Genomic DNA, 23,191 nt, shown 5'->3' on the forward strand with positions numbered 1-23,191 from the left:
CCCATTCGGCCGCCGCCGGATTCCTTACACCTCAGGCGGCACTCGGCAGCAGCTGCCGCGTCCTGCCAAGCGCCAGGGCAATGCCGGTTGCCAGTACGAGCGCCATGCAGCCCAGAATGGTGATGTCGTGCAGCGTCGGCTTCAGCACCATGTCCGCGATGATCACCAGCATCACCGAATAGTCGAAGCGCGCGGCGCTGAGGACGCGCTGGCCCTGGGCAAGCACTGCCGGCGTCACGCCCTCCTTGGCGATCATGCCTGCCATGCGGTCGGCAGTCGGCTTGAAGATGAACATGCCGATGCAGAAGGTCGTCGCATAACCGGCAAGGCCGATCAGCACCCACAGATCGGAAAAGCCGATCCAGAAGCCGCACATGATGAGCCCGAAGAGCAATGTCAGCATCGACATCGGCGCGAAGAACCGGTTGCCGAGCTCGCCGGTAGCGCGCATCGCCTGCAGCATGCCTTCGACGTTTCCAGCGCGGTCGGCGCGTACCGCGAGCAGCATCAGCGTGAAGCCGCCGCCGACCCAGAGGATCGCCGAGACGATGTGCAGAAATTTAACGGCCGAGTACCAGTCCATTATTCGCTCCTTGAGAGATTTGATGATTTGCCGGAGCGCAAGGTTTGCTCCGCCTCGTTGCGAGGAGCGGGCGTTTACCGCGGCGCCTGTTTCGGAACGATGTCGCGCGGCGAGCGGATCTGTTTCGGTATGTCGGTCACGACCTGGAGGAAACATGGCGCAAGCGCGTCGCCCCGACTTTCCAGCCGGTGGTGAGAACGGCAGCTTAGCCAGTCAGCTGTGCTGTTACGGCACAGATGCTGGGCGCTTGATCAAGAAATATGCCCCGCGTTAAGGCTTCGTTAAGCTTTACAGGCGTTTACTATGTCCATCCAGTGATCTGGATTCTTACCGAGTGGTTGGAGCCACTTTGTTTGACGCCTCCCTGTTAAACTCCTGAGAGCCGCCTTATCCGCGGCTCTTTTTTTGTCCGCCGGCATGGGCGTCCTTCCGGCTAAATGCGGCCGTTAACCGTTTGTTAAACATGTGCTTGCCTTCGCTGGCAGCGAAGCGCATTTTCAAGCTTCAGTCGTTTAGGCTGCCGGATATGGCGGCCAAGAGCCGAATCGGCCGGCTGTCAGGCAAGTGCAGGGGCGTAGCGATGAACGAGCCTTCGAAGGCGAGCGCGAAAACCATCAAGCTGGCGGAGCGCCGGGTTTTCTCCCAATCCTTCAAGCCGCTCTATCAGGAAGGCATGGGCCTGGTCGAGCAGGCGGCCGAATATCTCGACGGCAAGGGCCGCGCCGAGGCCAAGAAGCTGTCGAGGCTGGCGGCGACGCTTTATGCGGCCGAATCGATGCGGCTGACTACCAGGCTGATGCAGGTCGCCTCGTGGCTGCTTTTGCAGCGGGCGGCGAATTCCGGCGAGATGACCCGCGATCAGGTGGCCTCAGAAAAATCCAAGGTGCGTCTCGACACCGCCTCCGCGCATGAGGAGGCGCCCGGCTGGGCCGAGCTGCCGAAGGATTTCATCGACCTCGTCAACCGTTCGCTGCGGCTGCAGGCGCTGGTGCGCCGGATGGACGAGGAGATCTATGGCGGCCTCGCCGAGGTGCCGCCGTCGAGCCGTCGCGTCAATCCGGTCTCAGACCAGATCACGCTGCTAAACACGGCTTTCGCCCGCGGCTGAGAGAACGTTTCATAATTCTACTCCGGCGACCATCTAGACTAACCGCGAAGGGATGGGCTCGCGATCATCAGGCGGGGAGAATCACGCAGCAGCAGGCGCGATCCGACCTCCACGATAGACCTGATCGCTGGGAGCAGCTCCTGCCCCAATGACGTCAGCTCATACTCCACGGTCGGCGGCGATGTCGGCATCACGTGGCGTGCGAGGACGCCGCGCTCCTCGAGATCGCGCAACCTGCCGGTCAGCACCTTCGCCGAAATGGCTGGGATATCGCGGCGCAATTCGGAGAACCGGCGCGGGCCGTCGCTCAAGGACCAGAGCACCTCGGGTGTCCAGCACCCGCCAAGCAGCGCCATGCACCTCGACATTGGGCAGCCGGGAAGCGCCTTCACCTTCGTTCGCATCCTGAGGACCATCGCGCATCTTCCATGGGAGTTTCCAGTTGGTTACCAGAAAATGATGGTAACTACAAGATACGTGGTTTCCGATGGTAACGAGAGCCGCTATCTGAGGCTCTCAATCCATCCAACCACGAAATGGACAGAACGATGTACGCAATAACTGGAGCAACAGGACAGCTTGGCCGTCTCGTGATCGACGCACTGCTGAAGACAGTTCCGGCCAGCCGGATCGTTGCGGCGGTTCGTGATCCGGCAAAGGCCAGCGATCTTGTCCAACGCGGCGTAGTCGTGCGGGAGGCGGACTATAATCGTCCCGACACGCTCCCGATGGCGCTGGCCGGCGTCGATAGACTGCTGCTGATTTCCTCGACCGAAGTCAGCGGCCGCTTGCCGCAGCATCGGTCAGTGATCAAGGCCGCCCAACGGGTGGGGGTTTCGCTGATCGCTTACACGAGCATGCTGCATGCGGACACGTCTCCCGCGAGGCTCGCGGTCGAACATCGGCAGACGGAGGAGGTCATCGCGGCCTCCGGCCTACCCGCCGTCATCCTGCGCAACGGCTGGTACACCGAGAACCATCTGATGGCGCTCCCGGCGGCTCTGGAGCACGGCGCCTTCATCGGCGCCGCAAATGAGGGGCGCTTCTCGTCCGCGGCGCGGCAGGATTATGCCGAGGCCGCGGCCGTGGTGCTGACGAGCGAGGATCAAGCAGGGAGGACTTACGAGCTCGCCGCGGACCAAGCCTTCACGCTCGCCGAGCTTGCGGCGAAGGTCTCGCGGCAATCGGGCAAAGCGATCGCCTACAACGATCTTGCCGGGGCGGCCTATGAGGGTGTGTTGACAGGCGCCGGGCTGCCCGCCGATCTCGCCGCTATCCTGGCCGATGCCGACATTGCAGCCTCACGCGGAGCGTTGTTCGATGACGGCGGCGCCATGAGCCGGCTGATCGGTCGACCGACAACGCCACTGGAGAGCGTCGTTGCGGCAGCATTGCGCGGTTGAAACCGAGATGGCTGTCACATCCGCCAAAGGATCAGAGGACCGTCTGTCGCTCGCGCCAACAGTTATTCAAACGGCTAGACTAGCGCAGCCTTCTGCGCTTCCGGTGCTCGCGTACTTATGTACGCTCCGCTCCGGTTCTCGAAAACCACGCTATCTGTCTCGCCAGAGCGAATTCTCAAACATTCTCTAAACCAGACTCGGCTTGCTGTTTCTGGTTTGTTCACATTTCGCTGGCATCGCTGCTCGCCGGGGTTAAAGTTGACGGATGGGGGAAGCGATTCGCATCATCGGCATCGATCCAGGGCTGAGGCGCACCGGCTGGGGCATAGTCGAAAGCCTCGGCAATTCGCTTCGCTTCGTCGCTTCCGGCACGGTGCGGTCCGACGACAAGGCCGCGCTGGCGGTGCGTCTTTGCCAGTTGCATGACGGGCTCGCCGAGATCCTGCATGCCGCGATGCCGCACGAGGCGGCGGTCGAGCAAACTTTCGTCAACAAGGACGCGGCGGCGACGCTGAAACTCGGCCAGGCACGCGGCATCGCCATGCTGGTGCCGGCGCGTGCCGGCCTTGTCGTTGCCGAATATGCGCCAAACGCCGTCAAAAAGGCGGTGATCGGCGTCGGCCATGGCGACAAGAAACAGATCCACATGATGGTCAAGGTGCTGATGCCGAAGGCGACTTTCGACAGCGACGACGCCGCCGATGCGCTGGCTATCGCCATCTGTCACGCGCATCACCGGCAGAGCATCGCCTACAGGATGGCGGCGCTGGCCGGATAAGTATGTTCTTGACTTGTTCTCCAGTGGGCAATAAGTAATACCAACGAGGTATTACCATGCGCGTTACCACCAAGGGCCAAGTGACCATCCCGAAGGAAATACGGGATCATCTGGGTATCGGCCCGGGCTCGGAGGTGGAGTTCGTCCCCACCGAGGACGGGGCTCGTGTCATAGCCGTCGACGAAAACATGTCGGAGGAGGAAGCCTCGCGCAGATTCAGCCAGATGCTCGATCGTATGGCCGGTACGCTGGATCTGGGAGGCATGACGACGGACGAATATATGGAATGGCTGAGGGGCCCACGTGAAGATCTCGACATTGATTGACACAAATGTCCTGATCGACGTTTGGGGTCCTGCCGGACGGGAGACGAAATGGTCGGCATCCGCGATTACCGCATGCCGGCGCGACGGCGCACTTGTTATCAATGCAATCGTCTGGTCCGAACTCGCGCCGTTGATTGCGACCGAACAGGCTCTTCGTCAAGCAGCCGACATGCTCAAGATGGATCGCGAATTCCTGCCGTGGGAAGCAGCCTTCCTCGCCGGTGTCACGCATTCCCGCTATCGCCGCGCCGGCGGCATTCGCGAACGAACGCTGCCGGATTTCTTTATTGGAGCCCATGCGGTTGTCGCCGGGCATCGCCTGCTGACGCGCAATGCCGCGCGCTATCGCGGCTATTTCCCGGACCTCGATATCATCTCTCCGGAAACCCACCCGGCATGATCGGCACGCTCAAATGATCGGCAAGCTAAAAGGCACGCTGGATGAGATCGACGAGGATTTCTGCATCGTCGACGTGCATGGCGTCGGCTATGTCGCCTACTGCTCGGCGCGCACGCTGGCGGCATTGCCGCGGCCGGGCGAGGCGGTCGTGCTGTTCATCGAGACCTATGTGCGCGAGGACATGCTGCGGCTCTATGGGTTCCAGTCGGTGCTGGAGCGCGAATGGTTCCGGCTGTTGATGAACAATGTGCAAGGCGTCGGCGCCAAGGTGGCGCTGGCCATCCTGTCGACGCTGGCGCCGACCGATCTCGCCAATGCGATTGCGTTGCGCGATATCGCCATGGTCAGCCGTGCGCCGGGCGTCGGCAAGAAGGTGGCGGAGCGCATCGTCACCGAATTGAAGAACAAGGCGCCGGCCTATGCGGGCACTGCCTCCGGCACTATCGGCCTGAAGCAGGAGCTCGGCGAGGGCGTCGCCTCGGCGCCGATTACCGACGCCGTCTCGGCGCTGGTCAATCTCGGCTATTCGCGCGACACCGCCGCCAATGCGGTGGCGGCGGCGCTGAAGACGGCAGGCGAAGAGGCGGACGCGTCGAAGCTGATCCGCTTCGGGCTGAAGGAGCTGGCACGCTGAGACGTTGCTGGAAAGTGAAATTCCAACTACTATCTGGTCGGTAAGAATTTTTTGCAGGAGTAAGAATATGGGCGCATATGCCAGTCTGACCTCCAAGGGACAGCTCACGATTCCAAAGGACGTCCGCGACGCCTTGTCGCTCAAGACGGGCGACACGATCGCCTGGACGGTGATGGATGGCTATTTGGTCGGGACGCCGCGCAATCTCGACTTCGCCGACCTAGCCGGATTTCTCGGCGATCCACCCGGCGGTCCCGCTTCCCTGGAAGAGATCGATGCGGCTGTGAGGGAGGCCGTAGGCCAGCACGTTGTTGGTGACAAGCCACAGGGCGGAAAAGAGGGCGACGCGTGACGTCGATAGGTATCGATACCAACGTTCTGCTTCGAATGGTGCTGAACGATGATGCCGAGCAACAGGCCAAGTCTCTCGCCTTCGGTAAGAGCCTCAGCGGCGACAAGCTCGGCTTTGTGAGTTTGATTGTGCTGGTGGAATTCAGTTGGTCACTGCTTTCGCGTTACCGGCAGCCAAAGGAGCAAATACTGGCCGCGATCCAGAGATTGCTCAAGATCAAGACGCTGGTGTTTGAGGATTTCGATGCCATCGTGATCGCGCTCGAACGATCGAATTCGAGCCAGGTCGACTTTGCTGATGCGCTGATAGCCGAGCACAATCGAAATTTCGGTTGCTCGCATACGGTCACGTTCGACCAGCGGGCTGCAAGGTCCATTGCCGGTATGGAACTGCTCGCATGAGCCTTTCGCCACGGCTCATTGCTCCCGACAGACGCGGCGAGGACGCCGAGCAGACCTTGCGGCCGCAGACGCTCGGCGACTTCGTCGGCCAGGCGGCGGTGCGGGCCAATCTCAAAGTGTTCATCGAGGCCGCCAAGGGCCGCAGCGAAGCGCTCGACCATGTGCTGTTCGTCGGCCCGCCCGGCCTCGGCAAGACGACGCTGGCGCAGATCATGGCGCGCGAGCTCGGCGTGAATTTCCGCTCGACCTCGGGTCCGGTCATCGCCAAGGCCGGCGATCTCGCGGCGCTGCTCACCAACCTCGAAGACCGTGACGTGCTGTTCATCGATGAGATCCACCGGCTCAACCCGGCGGTCGAGGAAATCCTCTATCCGGCGATGGAGGATTTCCAGCTCGACCTGATCATCGGCGAGGGGCCGGCGGCGCGCTCGGTCAAGATCGACCTGGCCCGCTTCACGCTTGTCGCCGCCACCACCCGGCTCGGCCTTTTGACCAACCCGCTGCGCGACCGGTTCGGCATTCCGGTGCGGCTCAATTTTTACTCGGTCGAGGAACTCGAGCAGATCGTGCGGCGTGGCGCCCGCATCCTTGCCATGCCGCTCGGCGACGACGGTGCCTTGGAGATCGCCCGGCGGGCGCGCGGCACGCCGCGCATCGCCGGCCGGCTGTTGCGCCGGGTGCGCGACTTCGCCAGCGTTGCCGGCGACGGTCATGTCGACCGCAAGGTCGCCGACGAGGCGCTGACGCGGCTGGAGGTCGACGGGCTCGGCCTCGACGCGCTCGACCGCCGTTATCTGTCGATGATCGCCCGGAATTTCGGCGGCGGGCCGGTCGGCATCGAGACCATCGCTGCCGGGCTTTCCGAGCCACGCGATGCCATCGAGGACATCATCGAACCCTTTCTGATCCAGCAAGGCTTCATCATGCGTACCCCGCGCGGCCGCGTGCTGGCGGCCAATGCCTGGCGGCATCTCGGCCTCGACGCGCCAAAGGACCTGGCGCAGCAGCAGATCAGCCTGTTCCAGGAAGAACCGTAAGTTCCGCTGCTTATGGCTTCGGTGCTGGCAGTTCCCCGGCCCAGCCCTCCAGGTCTTGATCATCGCCGGTCTATGCGCAAAACAGGTGTTGCTTGAAACAGGGCCTGTCGGGCCAAAAGGACAGCGCAATGGACGATCACGGTGAATCGGCATTGTCCGCCGGACTTTCCGGCGCGCTGACGGAATTCGGCCATCGACTGATGGCGCGGGTCTATTATGCAGACACCGATTTTTCCGGCGTCGTCTACCACGCGCGCTATCTCGAATTCTTCGAGCGCGGCCGTTCCGACTATCTGCGGCTGGCCGGCGTCCACCACACCGAGCTTGCCGACGGCAAGCATGGCGAGAAAATAGTCTGGGTGGTGCGGCGCATGGAGATCGACTTCCGCGGTTCGGCCCGCATGGACGACATCCTGACCATCGATACGCGCACCGACGAGATTTCCGGCGCCCGCATCGTCATGGCGCAACAGTTGAAGCGCGGCAGCGAAGTGCTGGTCGAGGCGCGTGTCGAAGCGGCGATCGTCGGCGAGAACGGGCGGCCGCGGCGCTTTCCCAAGGACTGGATCGCAGCCTTCATGCCCAGAACGCGCAAATAAAGGTTCAGAGGCGGACGATCCCGGAGCTCCCGGTCCAGGCCAGAATCGCGAGGCGGCCTATCAGGGCGCGGCAATGCGCCGCGCTGTACGTCCTAACCCATCCTTAACCATAACGGTCCATGAAGGGATTGGTTAAGATTGGGAGAATCCAAGCGCCTTCCTTTCACCAATATTTGCCCCGAAAAGGCCGCCAACGGTGCATTTGGGGTTATTCCGCAAGCCTAACGCGAACGGACCACAAGGGATGCCCATGGGCCAGCCGCCAGCCACGCCCGGAAAATCTTTAAGGACGTAACATGGAAAACATCGCTCTCGCCGAACCGGGCGCGCATTTATCGATTTGGGCCTTGTTCATGCAGGCCGGTTGGGTGGTCAAGCTGGTCATGATCGGGCTGCTTGGTGCCTCGATCTGGACCTGGGCGATCATCGTCGACAAGCTCGTCGCCTATGCCCGCATGCGGCTGGCGCTCAACCGCTTCGAACAGGTGTTCTGGTCGGGACAGTCGCTGGAAGAACTTTACCGCACGCTCGCCGACCGCAAGACGACCGGCATGAGCGCGATCTTCGTCGCCGCCATGCGCGAATGGAAGAAAAGCTTCGAGAAGGGCGCGAAATCGCCGCTCGGCCTGCAGACCCGCATCGACAAGGCGATGGATCTGGCGCTGACCCGTGAAATGGAAAAGCTTGAAGGGCGGCTCGGCTTTCTCGCCACCACCGGCTCGGCGGCGCCCTTCATCGGCCTGTTCGGCACGGTTATCGGCATCATGACCTCGTTCCAGGCGATCGCCGCCTCGAAGAACACCAGCCTCTCGGTGGTCGCGCCCGGCATCGCCGAGGCGCTGCTGGCGACGGCCATCGGCCTGCTCGCCGCCATCCCAGCCGTCATCGCCTACAACAAGCTGTCGTCCGACGCGAGCAAGATCGCGGTGCGCATGGAAGGGTTCGCGGATGAGTTCTCCGCCATACTCTCGCGCCAAATCGATGAAAAAGTCGCGCAGAAGGCCTGAGGAACGATCATGGGAATGTCCGTAAGCGCAGGTGGCGGAGGACGCGGCGGGCGCGGCCACAGGCGGCGCGGCCGCCATCACGCCTTGATATCGGAGATCAACGTCACGCCGATGGTCGACGTGATGCTGGTGCTGCTGATCATCTTCATGGTCGCGGCGCCGTTGCTGACGGTCGGCGTGCCGATCGACCTGCCGGATACCCAGGCCAAAGCGATGAACGCCGATACGCAGCCTATAACCGTGTCCATCAACTCGGCCGGTCAGATCTACCTCCAGGAAACCGAGATCCCGATCGAGGAGCTGGTGGCAAAGCTGCAGGCGATCTCGAAGACCGGCTATGAAGAGCGCATTTTCATCAGGGGTGACAAGTCCACCGACTATGGCACTGCCATGAAGGTGATGGCCCGCATCTCGGCTGCTGGCTACAAGAATATCGGCCTGGTTTCACTGCAGGAACAGGATCAGTAGACGCAAGATGAGGACCGGCCTCACCACATCGGTGATCTTGCATACGGTGGCGATCGCCTTCGGGCTGTTCACGTTGTCCTCGCCGCCCGCGATGCCTGCGTCCGATGCGGAATCGGTGTCGGTCGAGATCGTGCCGATGGAAGCGACGGCACAGGTCCTGCAAGGCGACAAGAAGGCTGTAATGCACGACAAGCCGGCGCCGGTACCGACGCAGCGTCCCGACATCGTTCCCGATGCCCAGAAAGTCGGCGATAACAGCGTCGACACCGACAAGCCGCCGACACCTGAGCCCAAGCCCCAGCCAGTCGACATGACGGCGGCTCCGCCACCCGCGCCGACGCCGGTCGAAAAGCCCAAGCCCGAGGACGTGCCGAAGCCGAAGGAAGAGCCGAAGCCTATTCCCGCTACGGAGGTGGCGCCGGTGCCGCAGCCGAAGGAAGAGGTCAAGCCCGAACCTGTCAAGCAGACCGAGCCCAAGCCGACGCCGGCCAAGGAGCCGACGCCCACGCCGCCGCAGGACAAGACTGCCGCGATCGATCCGCAGCCCGAGGTCAAGCCGGATGCCGTCGCCGAGGCGATTGCCAAGCAACCGCCAACCGAGGAGGCGCAGCTTCCGGACTCGGCGCCAGCACCCGAGGCTCGGCCAAAGCCGCAGCCGGCCCAGGCCGAGAGCGCCAAGGCACCGGAGCGCAAGGACGCCGACAAGCCGGTCAAGGAAGCCTCATCCAAGCCGAAATCGGACGACAAGCAATTCAACGCCGACGAGATTTCGGCTTTGCTCGACAAGCGCAAGCCGTCGGGCGGCGGCGCCAAGCGCTCGACCCAGCAGGCATCGCTCGGCGGCGAGAAGGATCAGGGCCAGAAGCTTTCGAAATCGGAGCAGGGGGCATTGGAGGCCCAGCTTGGTGGTTGCTGGACGCTTCCGGCAGGGCTCGAGGGTTCGGAGAATTTCGTCGTCGTGGTCCGGTTTAATCTGGACGCCTCCGGCAAGCTGGATGGCCGGCCGAGCGTTGAAAAGTCGAGCGGAAACCGCCCGTTTGACGAAAGCGCAGTGCGCGCGGTTCAGAAATGCGATGTGGCCGGCCTGCAGGTTCCAGCGGGCAAGCAAGACATCTGGTCCGACGTTCGGGTCACTTTTGACCCCAGGGAGATGCTCGGTCTTTAGGCCCGGCTCCCACAGAATCAGCGAAGAGAAGCGAGAAGACATGAAATCCATCCTCAAGCCGCTCCTGACGATCGCAGCGATGGCGCTGGGTATGACCGTTGCTGTCACCCTGCCGGCGCGGGCGCTCGTTGAGCTCAACGTCGATAAGGGCAATGTCGAGCCGTTGCCGATCGCCATCACGGACTTCCAGGGCGGCGATGCCCTCGGCGCCGAGATTTCCGGCATCGTCAGTGCCGACCTGAAACGCTCCGGCCTGTTCGCGCCGATCGACAAAAGCGCTTTCATTGAAAAGATCTCGAATCCGGATGCCACGCCGCGCTTCGAAGACTGGAAGGTGATCAATGCGCAGGCGCTGGTCACCGGCAGTGTCGGCAAGGAGGCTGACGGCCGCATTCGCGCCCAGTACCGGTTGTGGGACACGTTTGCCGGCCAGCAGATGTCGGGCGAGCAGTTCTTCGCCAACGACGCCAATACCAGGCGCGTCGCCCATATCATCGCCGATGCGATCTACGAGCGGCTGACCGGCGAGAAGGGCTATTTCGACACGCGCGTTGTCTTCATCGACGAGTCCGGTGCCAAGAATGCGCGCAAGAAGCGGCTTGCCATCATGGACCAGGACGGCGCCAACGTCCGCTATCTCTCGAACGGCAAATCGATCGTGCTGACGCCGCGCTTCTCGCCGAACCGGCAGGAAATCACCTACATGTCCTATGAAAGCGGTCAGCCGCGGGTGTACCTGCTGCAGATCGAGACGGGGCAGCGCGAGCTGGTCGGCAATTTCCCCGGCATGACGTTTGCGCCGCGCTTTTCGCCCGACGGCCAGAAGGTGATCATGAGCCTGCTGCGCGATGACGGCAATTCCAACATCTTCGCCATGGATCTGAGAAGCCGCTCGACGACCAGGCTCACCAACTCGACCGCCATCGACACCTCACCGTCCTACTCGCCTGACGGCAGCAAGGTGGTGTTCACCTCGGATCGCGGCGGCCGCGCGCAGATCTATGTGATGGGCGCCGACGGCTCGGGCCAGACCCGCATCTCGTTCGGCGACGGCGTCTATTCGACGCCGGTGTGGTCGCCGCGCGGCGATCTCATCGCCTTCACCAAGCAGACCGGCGGCGAATTCCAGATCGGCGTCATGCGCACCGACGGTTCGGGTGAGCGCATCCTGTCCACCGGCTTTCAGCAGGAAGGGCCGACCTGGGCGCCCAACGGCCGGGTGCTGATGTTCTTCCGCGATTCCAATGGCGGACCAAAACTTGTTTCGGTCGATCTCACCGGCCGCAACGAACAGTCGATCCCGACGGCGAACTTCGCCTCGGATCCGGCCTGGTCGCCGCTGCTGGAGTGATGGAAGAAGAACTGAGGAATTGAAGAACTGACGAACTGACGAGTTGAAGAACTGAAGAGTTGAAGAACTGAAGAATGGAGAAGGCAGGGGTCTACATCGAGCACGCGAGGGATTTAGAAGTCTATAAGCGTGCCTATGCGGTTTCCCTTGGGGTACACAGAGCCACGCTTGCTTTTCCGAAAATGGAGCAATACGCGCTCGCCGATCAACTACGTCGTTCCAGCAAGGCGATCTGCGCCAATTTGGCCGAAGGCTTTGCCAAACAGACTCACTCCAAGCCCGAATTCGCACGCTTCATTTCGATGGCCATAGGATCATGCAGTGAGGTGGAGACCTGGATTTCGTATGCGTTCGACCTCGAGTACATCACACAGGCGCAACGCGACGATTGGTTGCAATCCTATGCCCGCATCTACGGAATGCTGGTCAATCTCAGAGAGAAGCTGAGGTGATCTCTTTCCTCAATTCCTCAGTTCTTCAGTTCCTCAATTCCCTCTTTTTCATGTTTTGGCCGCATTTCCGCCTACGGTCCGCGCTCATTGTCGCCCCTCGGCAGAACGGTTGCGGACGGCAGCCGAAACCAAATTTTAACCGTGTTTCTTGAGCGCCGGTTAACCCAAACGTGGTTACTGGACGATCAATGAAATCACTCGAATTGCGAAGGAGAGGCGGCATGGGCCGTATCGCAGCACTTACCACAAACCCGGTCATGATCGCGCTGGTCGCTATGCTCGCGATCACCGGTTGCGCCTCGAAGAAGACGCCGAACAGCGCCGCCGATCTCGGCCTCAACGGCGCCGGCGCGGCAACGCCCGGGTCGGCCCAGGACTTTACCGTCAACATCGGCGACCGCATCTTCTTCGATACCGATTCGTCCTCGATCCGCGCCGATGCGCAGACGACGCTGTCGCGCCAGGCGCAGTGGCTGAACCAGTACAAGCAGTATGCCATCGTCATCGAAGGCCATGCCGACGAGCGCGGCACGCGCGAATACAATCTGGCGCTCGGCGCCCGCCGTGCTGCCGCCACACGCGACTTCCTGGTCGCCAAGGGTGTTTCGGCGCAGCGCCTGAAGACCATTTCCTACGGCAAGGAGCGTCCGGTCGCGGTTTGCGACGACATCTCCTGCTGGTCGCAGAACCGCCGCGCCGTAACCACCCTGGGCGGCGCCGGTTCTTGATCGGCATAAATGCAACACTTGGTGCGAAAGGCGGCCAAAAGGCCGCCTTTTTCATATCTGCTCGCTCCAAACAAAATTTGGCCGAAGTCTCACGTCCTGTTAAGAGCCGAGAGCGTCTGGCTAGTCCCCAGTTGACTGGTCTACTTCGAATGAGAGGCGCGCAACAATGGTTTCACGGCGAGAGGCACATGCATTTCAGATCGGTCTTGAGCGGTACGCTTGCGCTGCTGCTCGTATCAAGTATCGCGGCACTTGCTGACGGGGCAAACGGCACCGGGCAGTCATCGGAAAGCGGTTTTTCCTTCCACCTGCCGACGATCAAACTGCCCGGCATTTTCGGCGAAAAGAAAAAGCCGGATCAGGTTCAATTCGCGCAACAGGATGGCACCGGCACTCCGGCGCTGGAGGAACAGCTCCGGCAGATGAATGGCAAGATCGAGGAACTCAATTTCCAGGTCCTGCAGATGCAGGAGCAGATCCGCAAGCAGCAGGAAGACAACGAATTCCGCTTCCAGCAGTTGGAAGGCGGTCCGCAAGGCGCGCAGCAGCCGGCCGAGCAGAAGAAGTCCGAGGCGGCGCCTAGCAGCGACAGCCCCAACGGCGACAGTAACGTGGCGGAGGCGCCGGGGACGCCGGCTCCGGCCGATGCGGGCAAGGCGGCAGACGGCGACAAGAGCGTCGAGGACGTCATCGTCGAATCGCCCAACGGCGATCCCGGCAAGCTGATCCCCGGCGCGCCGCCCAAGACGTTCGGCACCATCACCGTCGACAAAAACGGCAATGTCGTCGAAGCCGACGGCAATGCGCAAGCGAATGCGCCGCAGCAGAATACGGCCCCAGCCAACGGCGCCAGCGCAGCCGGCAACAAGGCCGGTAAATCCGATGATACGGTGGTCGCGGCACTCCCGTCGACCAACGATCCGGAGGAGCTTTACCGCAATTCTTACCAGTTCATCCTGTCGGGCGACTACAGCACCGCCGAACAGGGTTTCCGCGACCATATCGCCCGTTTTCCCAGAGACGCCAAGGCGGCGGACGCGCATTACTGGCTCGGTGAATCGCTGCTCGGCCAGCAGAAATACCGCGATGCGGCCGAGATTTTCCTCGCTGCCAGCAAGGACTATCCCAAGGCCAAGAAGGCGCCCGACATGCTGCTGAAACTCGGCGTTTCACTGGTCGGGCTGAAGCAGCGCGACGTGGCCTGTGCCACTTTCAGCGAGATCGGCAAGCGCTACCCCGATATTTCCGGCGCGCTCAAGGAGCGGGTCAAGCAGGAAAGGGCGCTCGCGGCGTGCTAGTTTTTCCTTTGCATGTCGTTGCCCCAAAACCGGGCCCACTTTTGGGCGACATGCATGATGCTCGACACCGAGCCTGACCTTCCGGATTTTTCGCGGATCGACTTTTCCAACGGCGCTGTTGCGGCCGTGTCCGGCGGCAGCGACTCGACCGCCCTTCTCCTCCTCCTCAAAGCCCATCTCGACCGTAACGCCCCGGCAACGAAATTGCTGGCGGTAACGATCGATCATCAATTGCGGCCGCAAGCGGCAGCGGAAGCGCAAGCCGTGGCCAGGCTGTGCGCGGCGCGCGGCATTGCCCATCGCGTCCTCGCCTGGTCGGGGCACAAACCATCGACCGGCCTGCCTGCCGCCGCGCGCGAAGCCCGATACCGGCTGCTCGCCGAGGCCGCCGAAGCGGCAGGCATCGGCCTGATCCTGACCGGCCACACCGCCGACGACCAGGCCGAGACCGTGCTGATGCGGCAAGCACGTGACGACGGGCCAGGTGAGGAGAGGCCGCGCGACGAAGGGCGGGGCCTTGCCGGCATGGCGCCGGCAACCCTCTACGATTGGCGGCACTGGATCGTGCGGCCGCTGCTCGGCGTGCGGCGTGCTGAGCTGCGCGAATTGCTGCAACGCGAACAGGTCGCCTGGATCGAAGATCCGACCAATGCCGACACTGCTTTCGAGCGGCCGCGCGTCCGCGCAGCACTTGTTGAAGGCGACGATGCGCCTCGCATGGCTGAAGCTATGGCGCTGGCCAGAAAGGCGGCGGCCGAGCGTGAGCAGCTGGGCAATCGCGCGGCCATGCTGATCCGCAGCTTGGCCTCCAGGCCGGCCGCCGGCCTCGTCCGCCTCGATCGGGATTTTGCGACGGCCGCCGACAGCCGGACGGCCATTTATGCGCTGCGCATCCTGCTGGCGGCGACCGGCGGCACCGCCTTCCTTCCCGACCAGGCCCGCAGCGAAGCCCTTTTCGGCCGGTTCCGCACCGGGCCGCTTTGTGCCACATTGTCGCGGACCGTGATCGATGCCCGGCGTACCGGCATCTTTCTGCACCGCGAATTGCGGGATCTGCCGCCCGCTGTTGCGGTTTCCGACAATGCCCTGTGGGACGGCCGCAGACGGATCACATTGGGCGACAGTTCAGGTGCATTGTTGATCGCGCCGCCGTTGGTGGCACCGCTCGGGGCGGCTCTTGCCGCAAAGCGGGCAATTGAAGGGCATGGCACGCCGGCAAGCCTTGTATGTGCCGCCCTGGCCGCCGAGCCGGCGCTCTGGCGGGACGGCGAATGCCTTGGTTTGCTCGGGGAAGGCCCGGGTTTGCCCGGGGAAGGCCCGATGCCGGCGGCTGTCGCCGCATATCCGGCAGTCGCGCCCTTCGCCCGTTTCCTGCCGTCCTTCGATCTGGCGCCGGCCGATGCCGTCGCCGCGTTGCTTGGCGCGGCGCCCGTTCCAGCCGTGCCATTCGGCGGCCACAGTGCCGGCCTACCACGGGCGAAAGCTTAACCGAGACCTGCTGTTATGCTTGGCAAGGGGGAACGCTCTCCCTATGTTAGGGCCAAGTTTCCTCTCACGACGCGTGTCCGCCCAGCGGGCGCCAACGGGACAATTGATGAATCCGAATTATCGCAACCTCGCGCTCTGGGCGATCATAGCGGTCCTGCTCATCGCGCTCTTCAATCTTTTCCAGACGCCGCAGACGCGTGGAGCCTCGAGCGATGTTCCCTATTCGCAGTTCCTGCAGGAAGTCGCGGCGGGACGGATCAAGTCGGTGACCATCGCCGGCGCCCGTATCTCCGGCAATTACACGGACAGTTCCAACGGCTTCCAGACCTATTCGCCTGGGGACCCGTCGCTGGTTTCGCGCCTGCAGGACAAGAACGTCACCATCAATGCGCGTCCTGAATCCGACGGCTCCAATTCGCTGTTCGGCACCCTGATCTCCTGGCTGCCGATGATCCTCATCCTCGGCGTCTGGATATTCTTCATGCGCCAGATGCAGTCCGGTTCCGGCCGCGCCATGGGCTTCGGCAAGTCGAAGGCCAAGCTTTTGACCGAAGCACATGGCCGCGTCACCTTCCAGGACGTCGCCGGCGTCGACGAAGCCAAGGAAGATCTGGAAGAGATCGTCGAGTTCCTGCGCGACCCGCAGAAATTCCAGCGGCTCGGCGGCAAGATCCCGCGCGGCGTGCTGCTCGTCGGTCCTCCCGGAACCGGCAAGACGCTGCTCGCCCGCTCGGTCGCGGGTGAAGCCAACGTGCCGTTCTTCACCATTTCGGGCTCGGACTTCGTCGAGATGTTCGTCGGCGTAGGCGCAAGCCGCGTCCGCGACATGTTCGACCAAGCCAAGAAGAATGCGCCTTGCATCATCTTCATCGACGAAATCGACGCGGTCGGCCGCCATCGCGGCGCCGGCCTCGGCGGCGGCAATGATGAACGCGAGCAGACGCTGAACCAGCTGCTGGTCGAGATGGATGGCTTCGAATCCAACGAAAGCATCATCCTGATCGCCGCCACCAACCGGCCAGACGTGCTCGATCCGGCGCTGCTGAGGCCGGGCCGCTTCGACCGCCAGGTGGTGGTGCCGAACCCCGACATCGTCGGCCGCGAGAAGATCCTGAAAGTGCATGTGCGCAACGTGCCGCTGGCGCCCAATGTCGACCTCAAGGTGATCGCGCGCGGCACGCCGGGCTTTTCCGGCGCCGACCTGATGAACCTGGTCAACGAATCCGCCCTGATGGCGGCGCGGCGCAACAAGCGCCTCGTCACCATGGCCGAATTCGAGGACGCCAAGGACAAGATCATGATGGGCGCCGAGCGCCGCTCGTCGGCGATGACACAGGCCGAGAAGGAGCTGACCGCCTATCACGAGGCCGGTCATGCCATCCTGGCACTCAACGTGCCGTCGGCCGATCCGCTGCACAAGGCGACCATCATCCCGCGCGGCCGGGCACTCGGCATGGTCATGCAGCTGCCGGAAGGCGACCGCTATTCGATGAGCTACAAATACATGATCTCGCGCCTCGCCATCATGATGGGCGGCCGTGTCGCCGAGGAGTTCAAGTTCGGCAAGGAGAACATCACCTCCGGCGCCTCCTCCGATATCGAGCAGGCGACCAAGCTGGCGCGTGCCATGGTGACGCGCTGGGGCTTCTCCGACAAGCTCGGCCATGTCGCCTATGGCGACAACCAGGAGGAGGTGTTCCTCGGCCATTCGGTGGCGCGCACGCAGAATATCTCGGAAGAGACGGCGCAGATCATCGACGCCGAAGTGCGCCGGCTGATCGACGAGGCCTATTCGACGGCAAGGTCCATCCTGACCAAGAAAAAGAAGGAATGGATCGCGCTGGCGCAGGGCCTGCTCGAATACGAGACGCTGTCCGGCGAGGAGATCAAGCAGCTGATCGCCGGCAATAAGCCCGCGCGCGACCTTGGCGACGACACGCCGCCGAGCCGCGGCTCGGCCGTGCCGAAGTCCGGCCGCCGCAAGAAGGGCCCCGAGCCCGAAGGCGGCATGGAACCCCAGCCATCAAGCTAGGCTCCGGCCCAGGACAGATCGACTTCGAAACGCCGCGGCTCTAACCGCGGCGTTTTCTCTTGGGGAATGCGACCCTTCCTGCATCGCTGGAAATTGGCGAAAGTGACGATAACGGCCAATCTCCCCCCTCGTGGGGGAGATGTCCGGCAGGACAGAGAGGGGCGCGAAGGAATGGGGCCTTCTATCGTCCTCGTTGACGACTTCGGGAAGATCGACAAGGCGCGCCGGAGAATGAAGTTCGCATTTTTTGCCGACGGCGCCACATTTTGTTCTTGCTTTGTGCCGGCAGGTATGCTACTAATTTGAGTATGGTGCCAATTGGCGCCGCCGACCCGCCCACGGAGGCGGGTTTTTTTATTTCAGGCTCCTTCGACCCGACGTGGCGCGTGCTGGCGACCATCGATGTCGGCGGGACAGTGCCCTGGACAGTGCCCCTCTGTCCTGCCGGACATCTCCCCCGCACGAGGGGGAGATTGCTAGTCTAGAGCGGCGGCCGATGCCGCCTCTTCTGAACGCGCGGCAGCATGCAACAAAAAAGCCCGCGAACCTTGCGGCTCGCGGGCTCATGTCGTCGGATGGTGGCGCCGGTCAGCTCTTCAGCTTGGCGTTGCAGAGGCTGTAGAAGCCGCCGCCTTTCTGGATCCACCTGAGGCCGCCCAGCGTGTTGGCGTCCTTGTTGGCGTAGTAGAGGTCGAGGCAGGTGTGCATGCGGCCCTTGGCCGGGGTCTCGGTTGCATACTTCTTGGAGACCGCCGTCGGGAATTTCACACCCTGGGGGGCGGTGATTGTCGGCGGTTGCGGATCGCCGGTGTACTTGGCGTCGGGAGCCGGCAGGGTGTCGTCGTCGGCTGCGCCGGCGCCGCATTGGCTCTTGCGGAAGTCGTTCCACTTCATGCCATTCAGCGTGTTGCCGGTCTTGGCAGCCTGATATTTGGCGCTGCAATCCGCCATGCTGAGGCCTTTGCCGGTATCGGTCGCGGCGGCTGTCGTCGCCTTGGCAGGTGCCGCGGCAGGCTGTGCGGCTGCAGTTGCGCCGGCGGCGCATTCACTCTTGCGGAAGTCGTTCCATTTCATGCCGTTGAGCGTGCCGGCAGCCTTGGCGGCCTGGTATTTGGTGCTGCATTCCTTGGCCGTCAGCCCAGGCGCCGCGTCATCGCTGCTGGTCGCCGCTGCTTTGGTCGTGGCGGCGGGTTGTGCGGCTGCCGTCGCGCCGGCGGCGCACTGGGTCTTGCGGAAATCGTTCCACTTCATGCCGTTGAGCGTGCCGGCAGCCTTGGCGGCCTGGTATTTGGTGCTGCACTCCTTCGCCGTCAGGCCCGGCGCCGCATCGTCGGCGGCGGCTGCCTTGGTCGTGTCGGCGGCCTTGGCCGTGGCTTTGGCTGGGGCGGGATCGTTCGTAGCAGCGGTGGCGTCGGTGCCGCATTGGGCCTTGCGGAACTGGTTCCAGTTCTGCCCGCCAAGCGTTCCCGCATCTTTGGCCGCATTATACTTGGTGCTGCACTCGGCCATGGTCAGCGCGTTGGCAGGCGCGGCCAGGAATAAGGTCGCGACGGCAAGACCCGTCAAAGTGGCAAGTCGGTGGATGAGCATGCGTTTTCTCCCTACGGCGGTTCATGATATGTCCCAGTGCAGCAATAGCGCTCAACGGCTGGTTGCGCCAGATGCTAAGTAGCGTAGAGACAAATTTAGAAGTGCATTCTTTTCTTTAAGGTGATGAATTCGTTGCCGGGACTGTCTCCCGGCCAAGTTCGTCCGGGTGCATTGCACGGAGAGCGCGCATATGGCTGGTTCCCAGCGAGGACACTGCGTCGCATGACAGCCAGTCAAATCGGCGGGTGCGGCGGACCTGAGCCTACCGCTGTCTGGAGCAGCACGATGCGGATTCGGGTTCAAGGCCACACTGCCACAGACCAAAGGATCCAGATGAGGTTTGAGTTGACGTTTCTGATGTTGCTGCCGCAACAAGGGCTCGGAACTTGAAAATCAACACACTAGCGTGACGCAAAACACACAAAACAATAATTTTCTAAGGATTGGTCGTCCATAATCATACAATGTGATGACGGGGCTTGGGCCATTTTATGGCATGAGATGCTCGGAAAGAACCATCGGGAAGCTGGCGAACATGGCAGGACATTATTTCGGTACGGACGGCATTCGTGGGCGAGCCAACAAGTTTCCAATGACGGCGGAGGTCGCCATGCGGGTCGGCATGGCCGCCGGCCTCTCCTTCCAGCGCGGCAGCCACCGCCACCGCGTCGTGCTCGGCAAGGATACCAGGCTTTCCGGCTACATGATCGAGAACGCGATGGTATCCGGCCTGTGCGCCGCCGGCATGGATGTCTTCCTGCTCGGCCCGATCCCGACGCCGGCTGTTGCCATGCTGGTGCGCTCGCTGCGCGCCGATATCGGCGTGATGATCTCTGCCTCGCACAACCCCTATTACGACAACGGCATCAAGCTGTTCGGTCCCGATGGCTACAAGCTGTCCGATGAGATCGAGGAGCGTATCGAGGGGATGCTCGACAAGGATATCGAACTGGCGCTCGCCGATTCCGATGGGCTCGGCCGCGCCAAACGCGTCGACGGCGTGCATGACCGCTATATCGAATTCGCCAAGCGCACGCTGCCGCGCTCGATGTCGCTGTCGGGCCTGCGCATCGTCGTCGATTGCGCCAATGGCGCCGCCTACAAGGTGGCGCCCGACGCGCTGTGGGAACTCGGCGCCGAGGTCGTTGCCATCAATGTCGAGCCCAACGGCTTCAACATCAACAAGGAATGCGGCTCGACTCATCCGGCCGGCCTGCAAAAGAAGGTGCACGAGGTGCGCGCCGATATCGGCATTGCGCTCGACGGCGATGCCGACCGCGTCGTCATCGTCGATGAAAACGGCGCGATCGTCGATGGCGACCAGATCATGGCACTGATCGCCGAATCCTGGCACCAGAACGGACGGCTGGCCGGCGGCGGCGTCGTCTCGACGGTGATGTCCAATCTCGGCCTCGAACGCTTCCTCGGCGACATGAACCTGCAGTTGCATCGCACCAAGGTCGGTGACCGCTATGTCGTCGAGCACATGCGTGCCCATGGGCTCAATGTCGGCGGCGAACAGTCGGGCCACATCGTGCTGTCCGATTTCTCGACTACCGGCGACGGGCTCGTCTCGGCGCTCCAGGTGCTCGCCTGCATCAAGCGGCATAACCGGCCGGTCAGCGAACTGTCGAAGAAATTCGAGCCGGTGCCGCAGCTTTTGAAGAATGTGCATATTTCCGGCGGCAAGCCGCTGGAGGAGGCGCCGGTCAAGGCGGCGATCGAAGATGCGCGCAATCGCCTCGGCAAGGCCGGGCGCCTGGTCATCCGGCCATCCGGCACGGAGCCGCTCATCCGCGTCATGGCGGAGGGCGACGACCCGCAGCTTGTCGAGTCCGTGGTCAACGACATCGTCGAGGTCATTTCGGAAACGCGCAGCGCCGCCTGATCTCCCTCCAACATCGGTTCAAAGGCCCGCCTTGCCGGCGGGCTTTTTTATTGGGTCGCGGCCAGCTCGCCTGCAGCAACGGCCGCCAGATTGCTCCACTTTTAGAGATTCGTGGTTAATCAATACGGTTAAACGCCTTTTAACCTTTCCGATTCATTATCCACAACTGAGGTCAATCACATTTCGGGCGCGTTCGCCGTTCGAGGGTTCTCAGGGGTGATAAGCATGTTCAACACAGCAAGAATGGCTCTCCTGGCCGCGCTGTTTGCCGGCGCCGGGCCGGCATTCGCCGCCGATTTCGTCGAGCCGCCCGTCGTCGAGGAGGCGCCGCCACCGGTTGCCTACGAGCAGCCGGCCGACTTTGGCGGCTGGTATATCCGTGGCGACATCGACTATCACTGGTCGAAGTTTCGTGGTGGCGACTACATCACCTACGGTGTGGCGCCCCAGAGTCCCGGCAAGTTCGATACAGGCAAGCTGGATGGCGCCTTCTCGGCCGGCGGCGGTGTTGGTTACCAGATCGACGAGCATTTCCGCACCGATCTCACCTTGGACTGGATGAGCAAGTCCAAATTCCGCGGCTCGACCAACGGCTTCTGCGGCGTATTACAAACTCCTTGCACATCCGTCGACACCTCGTCCTATTCGGCGCTGCTGCTCTTGGCCAACGCCTATGTCGACATCGGCACCTGGCATGGCGTCACGCCTTATGCCGGTGCCGGCATCGGCGGCGCCTGGGTTAAGTGGGATACACTCCACAACGTCGACGATGACGGCGAGTTCGAGCATCACGGCGGCAAAGGCTGGCGTTTTGCCTATGCTGCCATGGCGGGCGCCTCCTACTGCCTGACCGACCGCGTCAAACTCGACGTCGGCTACCGCTTCAGCCACATCAATGGCGGCAAGATGTTCGACTACGCTTCGGATAGCAATGTTGGCCCGGGCTATGACCGCGGCATCAACGTGCACGAAGTGCGCGGCGGCCTGCGCTACCAGTTCGGCAGGTCGGACTGCGCGCCGCCGGAGCCTTACGTCCCGGAACCCGAGCCGGTCTACACGAAGTAGTCGCTTCGAAATCGAGGAATTCGTCGACCGCCCGGCTGATGCCGGGCGGTTTCGTTTGGCTGCCTAAAGATGCTGCGTTGCCCTGTAACACCGTCCAGCTCGAGGAGCGAAAACGGACCAAATCAATTGCTAACGCCTTGTTATCCTTAACCCGCACTTAACCACTATGGTTAACAATGCTGCCTGAAACGGCGCGCGCGATCGCGAATGCGCCAAGTTCGGGAGCCGAGGACCATGACATCCAAATCGCCTGTAGCACTGGCGCTTGCAGCAGTCGTCCTGATGCCGCTGACGCCGGCGCTTGGCGCCGATTACGAACCGCCGGTCTATGTCGACCAGGCGCCCGACTATGTACCGGTCGAGGTTGGCTCGGGATGGTATCTGCGTGGCGATGTCTCCTATCTGGTGCAGAAGAGCTTCAAGGATGAGCATTTCGCCTTTACACCCACGAGCTTCGACGAAAAGGAAGATCCCATCTTCGCCAGCATCGGCTTCGGCTACCATTTCAACGACTATCTGCGCGCCGATCTCAATGTGGGCTATCTTCCCGGCAACAAGATCGACGTCGGCTATAACGACGGAACGACCGTGGCATCGGCGACCCTGAAGAACTATGCCTTCTCAGGCATACTCAATGGCTATGTCGATCTTGGCACCTATGTCGGAATCACACCTTATCTCGGCGCTGGTGTCGGTATCGTGCAGAGCAAGCGTCGCCTCTCGGCGAGCTACTTCACCGACAACGCCGACCCCACCGACGATTTCGTCCTGCGTGACAACAAGACCCAATACTCCTTCGCCTACACGCTGAATGCCGGGCTTGCGTACCAAGTGTCCAAGAACGTCTCAGTCGATCTGGGCTATCAGTATTTTTCCGCGCCAGACGCCGAATATGTGACTGCCGAGAGCCTGACTTCCTTTCCGATCCGCAAAGGAATCAACAATCATCAAGTCAAAGTCGGACTACGCTACGATCTCTGGTAGGCTCGATCGAAGCCGAGGCGTTGACAATGGCGGGTCGTAGGCCCGCCGTTTGGG

The 23,191-nt window shown here is 62.3% G+C and carries 25 protein-coding genes; 22 read left to right on the forward strand and 3 right to left on the reverse strand.

Translation table 11 applies throughout. The annotated features are described in order from the left end of the window. Positions 1-31 precede the first annotated feature (31 nt). Positions 32-583, reverse strand: coding sequence for a DUF2269 family protein (locus NKJ73_RS12485; RefSeq protein WP_352569591.1), 552 nt, complete (start codon positions 581-583; stop codon positions 32-34). A 580-nt stretch (positions 584-1,163) separates the two neighbouring features. On the opposite strand from NKJ73_RS12485, the gene rcdA reads away from it, so the two are divergent. After that, complete coding sequence (gene rcdA / locus NKJ73_RS12490; RefSeq protein WP_352569592.1) at positions 1,164-1,691, forward strand: protease adaptor protein RcdA; 528 nt, start codon at positions 1,164-1,166, stop codon at positions 1,689-1,691. Positions 1,692-1,729: 38 nt separating this feature from the next. On the opposite strand, the gene NKJ73_RS12495 is transcribed toward rcdA, so the two are convergent. After that, the gene (locus tag NKJ73_RS12495) at positions 1,730-2,047 is read right to left on the reverse strand and encodes a winged helix-turn-helix transcriptional regulator (RefSeq protein ID WP_245274745.1); all 318 of its coding nucleotides are present in this window, start codon (positions 2,045-2,047) and stop codon (positions 1,730-1,732) included. 192 nt (positions 2,048-2,239) lie between these two features. Between NKJ73_RS12495 and NKJ73_RS12500 the strand changes: the two genes are divergently transcribed. The 18 genes from NKJ73_RS12500 (at position 2,240) to ftsH (ending at position 17,610) form a co-directional block, all read left to right on the forward strand. Beyond that, a complete protein-coding gene (locus tag NKJ73_RS12500; RefSeq protein ID WP_023678005.1) occupies positions 2,240-3,094 on the forward strand; it encodes an SDR family oxidoreductase in 855 nt (284 codons plus the stop codon). A gap of 265 nt (positions 3,095-3,359) precedes the next feature. Further along, positions 3,360-3,872 (forward strand): crossover junction endodeoxyribonuclease RuvC, encoded by a 513-nt coding sequence (ruvC, locus tag NKJ73_RS12505; protein WP_023678004.1) that lies wholly within the window; start codon positions 3,360-3,362, stop codon positions 3,870-3,872. 56 nt (positions 3,873-3,928) lie between these two features. Then, a complete protein-coding gene (locus NKJ73_RS12510; RefSeq protein ID WP_023678003.1) occupies positions 3,929-4,198 on the forward strand; it encodes an AbrB/MazE/SpoVT family DNA-binding domain-containing protein in 270 nt (89 codons plus the stop codon). Next, positions 4,176-4,598 carry a type II toxin-antitoxin system VapC family toxin gene (locus NKJ73_RS12515; RefSeq protein WP_023678002.1) on the forward strand — a complete coding sequence of 141 codons (423 nt, stop codon included), beginning with the start codon at positions 4,176-4,178 and terminating at the stop codon, positions 4,596-4,598. Before NKJ73_RS12510 ends, NKJ73_RS12515 begins: the two co-directional genes overlap by 23 nt. A gap of 13 nt (positions 4,599-4,611) precedes the next feature. Beyond that, positions 4,612-5,232 carry a Holliday junction branch migration protein RuvA gene (gene ruvA / locus NKJ73_RS12520; protein WP_352454898.1) on the forward strand — a complete coding sequence of 207 codons (621 nt, stop codon included), beginning with the start codon at positions 4,612-4,614 and terminating at the stop codon, positions 5,230-5,232. Between the two features lie 67 nt (positions 5,233-5,299). Beyond that, complete coding sequence (locus tag NKJ73_RS12525) at positions 5,300-5,584, forward strand: AbrB/MazE/SpoVT family DNA-binding domain-containing protein (protein WP_352569593.1); 285 nt, start codon at positions 5,300-5,302, stop codon at positions 5,582-5,584. Then, positions 5,581-5,985, forward strand: coding sequence for a type II toxin-antitoxin system VapC family toxin (locus NKJ73_RS12530; protein ID WP_352569594.1), 405 nt, complete (start codon positions 5,581-5,583; stop codon positions 5,983-5,985). Before NKJ73_RS12525 ends, NKJ73_RS12530 begins: the two co-directional genes overlap by 4 nt. Beyond that, a complete protein-coding gene (ruvB, locus tag NKJ73_RS12535) occupies positions 5,982-7,022 on the forward strand; it encodes a Holliday junction branch migration DNA helicase RuvB (RefSeq protein ID WP_023677999.1) in 1,041 nt (346 codons plus the stop codon). Before NKJ73_RS12530 ends, ruvB begins: the two co-directional genes overlap by 4 nt. Positions 7,023-7,150: 128 nt before the next feature. Beyond that, a complete protein-coding gene (gene ybgC, locus NKJ73_RS12540) occupies positions 7,151-7,621 on the forward strand; it encodes a tol-pal system-associated acyl-CoA thioesterase (RefSeq protein ID WP_023677998.1) in 471 nt (156 codons plus the stop codon). Between the two features lie 296 nt (positions 7,622-7,917). Then, positions 7,918-8,628 carry a protein TolQ gene (tolQ, locus tag NKJ73_RS12545; protein WP_023677997.1) on the forward strand — a complete coding sequence of 237 codons (711 nt, stop codon included), beginning with the start codon at positions 7,918-7,920 and terminating at the stop codon, positions 8,626-8,628. 9 nt (positions 8,629-8,637) lie between these two features. Beyond that, entirely contained in the window at positions 8,638-9,096 is a 459-nt protein-coding gene (gene tolR / locus NKJ73_RS12550; protein ID WP_352569595.1) for a protein TolR, read from the forward strand. A 7-nt stretch (positions 9,097-9,103) separates the two neighbouring features. Beyond that, positions 9,104-10,261, forward strand: coding sequence for a cell envelope integrity protein TolA (tolA, locus tag NKJ73_RS12555; RefSeq protein WP_352569596.1), 1,158 nt, complete (start codon positions 9,104-9,106; stop codon positions 10,259-10,261). Positions 10,262-10,340: 79 nt separating this feature from the next. After that, positions 10,341-11,612 (forward strand): Tol-Pal system beta propeller repeat protein TolB, encoded by a 1,272-nt coding sequence (gene tolB, locus NKJ73_RS12560; protein WP_502905372.1) that lies wholly within the window; start codon positions 10,341-10,343, stop codon positions 11,610-11,612. A gap of 74 nt (positions 11,613-11,686) precedes the next feature. Beyond that, a complete protein-coding gene (locus NKJ73_RS12565; RefSeq protein ID WP_023677993.1) occupies positions 11,687-12,064 on the forward strand; it encodes a four helix bundle protein in 378 nt (125 codons plus the stop codon). Positions 12,065-12,285: 221 nt separating this feature from the next. Continuing rightward, complete coding sequence (gene pal / locus NKJ73_RS12570) at positions 12,286-12,792, forward strand: peptidoglycan-associated lipoprotein Pal (protein ID WP_023677992.1); 507 nt, start codon at positions 12,286-12,288, stop codon at positions 12,790-12,792. Between the two features lie 188 nt (positions 12,793-12,980). Beyond that, on the forward strand, positions 12,981-14,090 hold the full coding sequence (ybgF, locus tag NKJ73_RS12575; RefSeq protein ID WP_352569598.1) for a tol-pal system protein YbgF: 1,110 nt from the start codon (positions 12,981-12,983) through the stop codon (positions 14,088-14,090). 57 nt (positions 14,091-14,147) lie between these two features. Beyond that, positions 14,148-15,578 carry a tRNA lysidine(34) synthetase TilS gene (gene tilS, locus NKJ73_RS12580; protein ID WP_352569625.1) on the forward strand — a complete coding sequence of 477 codons (1,431 nt, stop codon included), beginning with the start codon at positions 14,148-14,150 and terminating at the stop codon, positions 15,576-15,578. A gap of 106 nt (positions 15,579-15,684) precedes the next feature. Next, complete coding sequence (ftsH, locus tag NKJ73_RS12585) at positions 15,685-17,610, forward strand: ATP-dependent zinc metalloprotease FtsH (RefSeq protein ID WP_023677989.1); 1,926 nt, start codon at positions 15,685-15,687, stop codon at positions 17,608-17,610. A 588-nt stretch (positions 17,611-18,198) separates the two neighbouring features. Here the strand turns inward: ftsH and NKJ73_RS12590 are convergent. Further along, complete coding sequence (locus NKJ73_RS12590) at positions 18,199-18,861, reverse strand: hypothetical protein (RefSeq protein ID WP_502897737.1); 663 nt, start codon at positions 18,859-18,861, stop codon at positions 18,199-18,201. Between the two features lie 874 nt (positions 18,862-19,735). Here NKJ73_RS12590 and glmM point away from each other — a divergent pair. The 3 genes from glmM (at position 19,736) to NKJ73_RS12605 (ending at position 23,137) form a co-directional block, all read left to right on the forward strand. Next, positions 19,736-21,088 (forward strand): phosphoglucosamine mutase, encoded by a 1,353-nt coding sequence (glmM, locus tag NKJ73_RS12595; protein WP_352454889.1) that lies wholly within the window; start codon positions 19,736-19,738, stop codon positions 21,086-21,088. Positions 21,089-21,313: 225 nt separating this feature from the next. Continuing rightward, positions 21,314-22,153, forward strand: a complete 840-nt coding sequence (locus NKJ73_RS12600; protein ID WP_352569600.1) for an outer membrane protein — start codon at positions 21,314-21,316, stop codon at positions 22,151-22,153. 234 nt (positions 22,154-22,387) lie between these two features. Continuing rightward, positions 22,388-23,137 (forward strand): outer membrane protein, encoded by a 750-nt coding sequence (locus NKJ73_RS12605; RefSeq protein ID WP_352569601.1) that lies wholly within the window; start codon positions 22,388-22,390, stop codon positions 23,135-23,137. The last annotated feature ends 54 nt before the right edge of the window (positions 23,138-23,191 follow it).

Source organism: Mesorhizobium sp. M0074 (genome assembly GCF_040322975.1).
Lineage (GTDB): Bacteria > Pseudomonadota > Alphaproteobacteria > Rhizobiales > Rhizobiaceae > Mesorhizobium.

What these genes read in the sequence shown, in the direction of transcription:
- NKJ73_RS12485 (WP_352569591.1), bottom strand. Translation starts at nt 583, where the DNA reads ATGGACTGGTACTCGGCCGTTAAATTTCTGCACATCGTCTCGGCGATC.
- rcdA (WP_352569592.1), top strand. Translation starts at nt 1,164, where the DNA reads ATGAACGAGCCTTCGAAGGCGAGCGCGAAAACCATCAAGCTGGCGGAG.
- NKJ73_RS12495 (WP_245274745.1), bottom strand. Translation starts at nt 2,047, where the DNA reads ATGGCGCTGCTTGGCGGGTGCTGGACACCCGAGGTGCTCTGGTCCTTG.
- NKJ73_RS12500 (WP_023678005.1), top strand. Translation starts at nt 2,240, where the DNA reads ATGTACGCAATAACTGGAGCAACAGGACAGCTTGGCCGTCTCGTGATC.
- ruvC (WP_023678004.1), top strand. Translation starts at nt 3,360, where the DNA reads ATGGGGGAAGCGATTCGCATCATCGGCATCGATCCAGGGCTGAGGCGC.
- NKJ73_RS12510 (WP_023678003.1), top strand. Translation starts at nt 3,929, where the DNA reads ATGCGCGTTACCACCAAGGGCCAAGTGACCATCCCGAAGGAAATACGG.
- ruvA (WP_352454898.1), top strand. Translation starts at nt 4,612, where the DNA reads ATGATCGGCAAGCTAAAAGGCACGCTGGATGAGATCGACGAGGATTTC.
- NKJ73_RS12525 (WP_352569593.1), top strand. Translation starts at nt 5,300, where the DNA reads ATGGGCGCATATGCCAGTCTGACCTCCAAGGGACAGCTCACGATTCCA.
- ruvB (WP_023677999.1), top strand. Translation starts at nt 5,982, where the DNA reads ATGAGCCTTTCGCCACGGCTCATTGCTCCCGACAGACGCGGCGAGGAC.
- ybgC (WP_023677998.1), top strand. Translation starts at nt 7,151, where the DNA reads ATGGACGATCACGGTGAATCGGCATTGTCCGCCGGACTTTCCGGCGCG.
- tolQ (WP_023677997.1), top strand. Translation starts at nt 7,918, where the DNA reads ATGGAAAACATCGCTCTCGCCGAACCGGGCGCGCATTTATCGATTTGG.
- tolR (WP_352569595.1), top strand. Translation starts at nt 8,638, where the DNA reads ATGGGAATGTCCGTAAGCGCAGGTGGCGGAGGACGCGGCGGGCGCGGC.
- tolA (WP_352569596.1), top strand. Translation starts at nt 9,104, where the DNA reads ATGAGGACCGGCCTCACCACATCGGTGATCTTGCATACGGTGGCGATC.
- tolB (WP_502905372.1), top strand. Translation starts at nt 10,341, where the DNA reads ATGGCGCTGGGTATGACCGTTGCTGTCACCCTGCCGGCGCGGGCGCTC.
- NKJ73_RS12565 (WP_023677993.1), top strand. Translation starts at nt 11,687, where the DNA reads ATGGAGAAGGCAGGGGTCTACATCGAGCACGCGAGGGATTTAGAAGTC.
- pal (WP_023677992.1), top strand. Translation starts at nt 12,286, where the DNA reads ATGGGCCGTATCGCAGCACTTACCACAAACCCGGTCATGATCGCGCTG.
- ybgF (WP_352569598.1), top strand. Translation starts at nt 12,981, where the DNA reads ATGCATTTCAGATCGGTCTTGAGCGGTACGCTTGCGCTGCTGCTCGTA.
- tilS (WP_352569625.1), top strand. Translation starts at nt 14,148, where the DNA reads ATGCTCGACACCGAGCCTGACCTTCCGGATTTTTCGCGGATCGACTTT.
- ftsH (WP_023677989.1), top strand. Translation starts at nt 15,685, where the DNA reads ATGAATCCGAATTATCGCAACCTCGCGCTCTGGGCGATCATAGCGGTC.
- NKJ73_RS12590 (WP_502897737.1), bottom strand. Translation starts at nt 18,861, where the DNA reads ATGAAGTGGAACGATTTCCGCAAGACCCAGTGCGCCGCCGGCGCGACG.
- glmM (WP_352454889.1), top strand. Translation starts at nt 19,736, where the DNA reads ATGGCAGGACATTATTTCGGTACGGACGGCATTCGTGGGCGAGCCAAC.
- NKJ73_RS12600 (WP_352569600.1), top strand. Translation starts at nt 21,314, where the DNA reads ATGTTCAACACAGCAAGAATGGCTCTCCTGGCCGCGCTGTTTGCCGGC.
- NKJ73_RS12605 (WP_352569601.1), top strand. Translation starts at nt 22,388, where the DNA reads ATGACATCCAAATCGCCTGTAGCACTGGCGCTTGCAGCAGTCGTCCTG.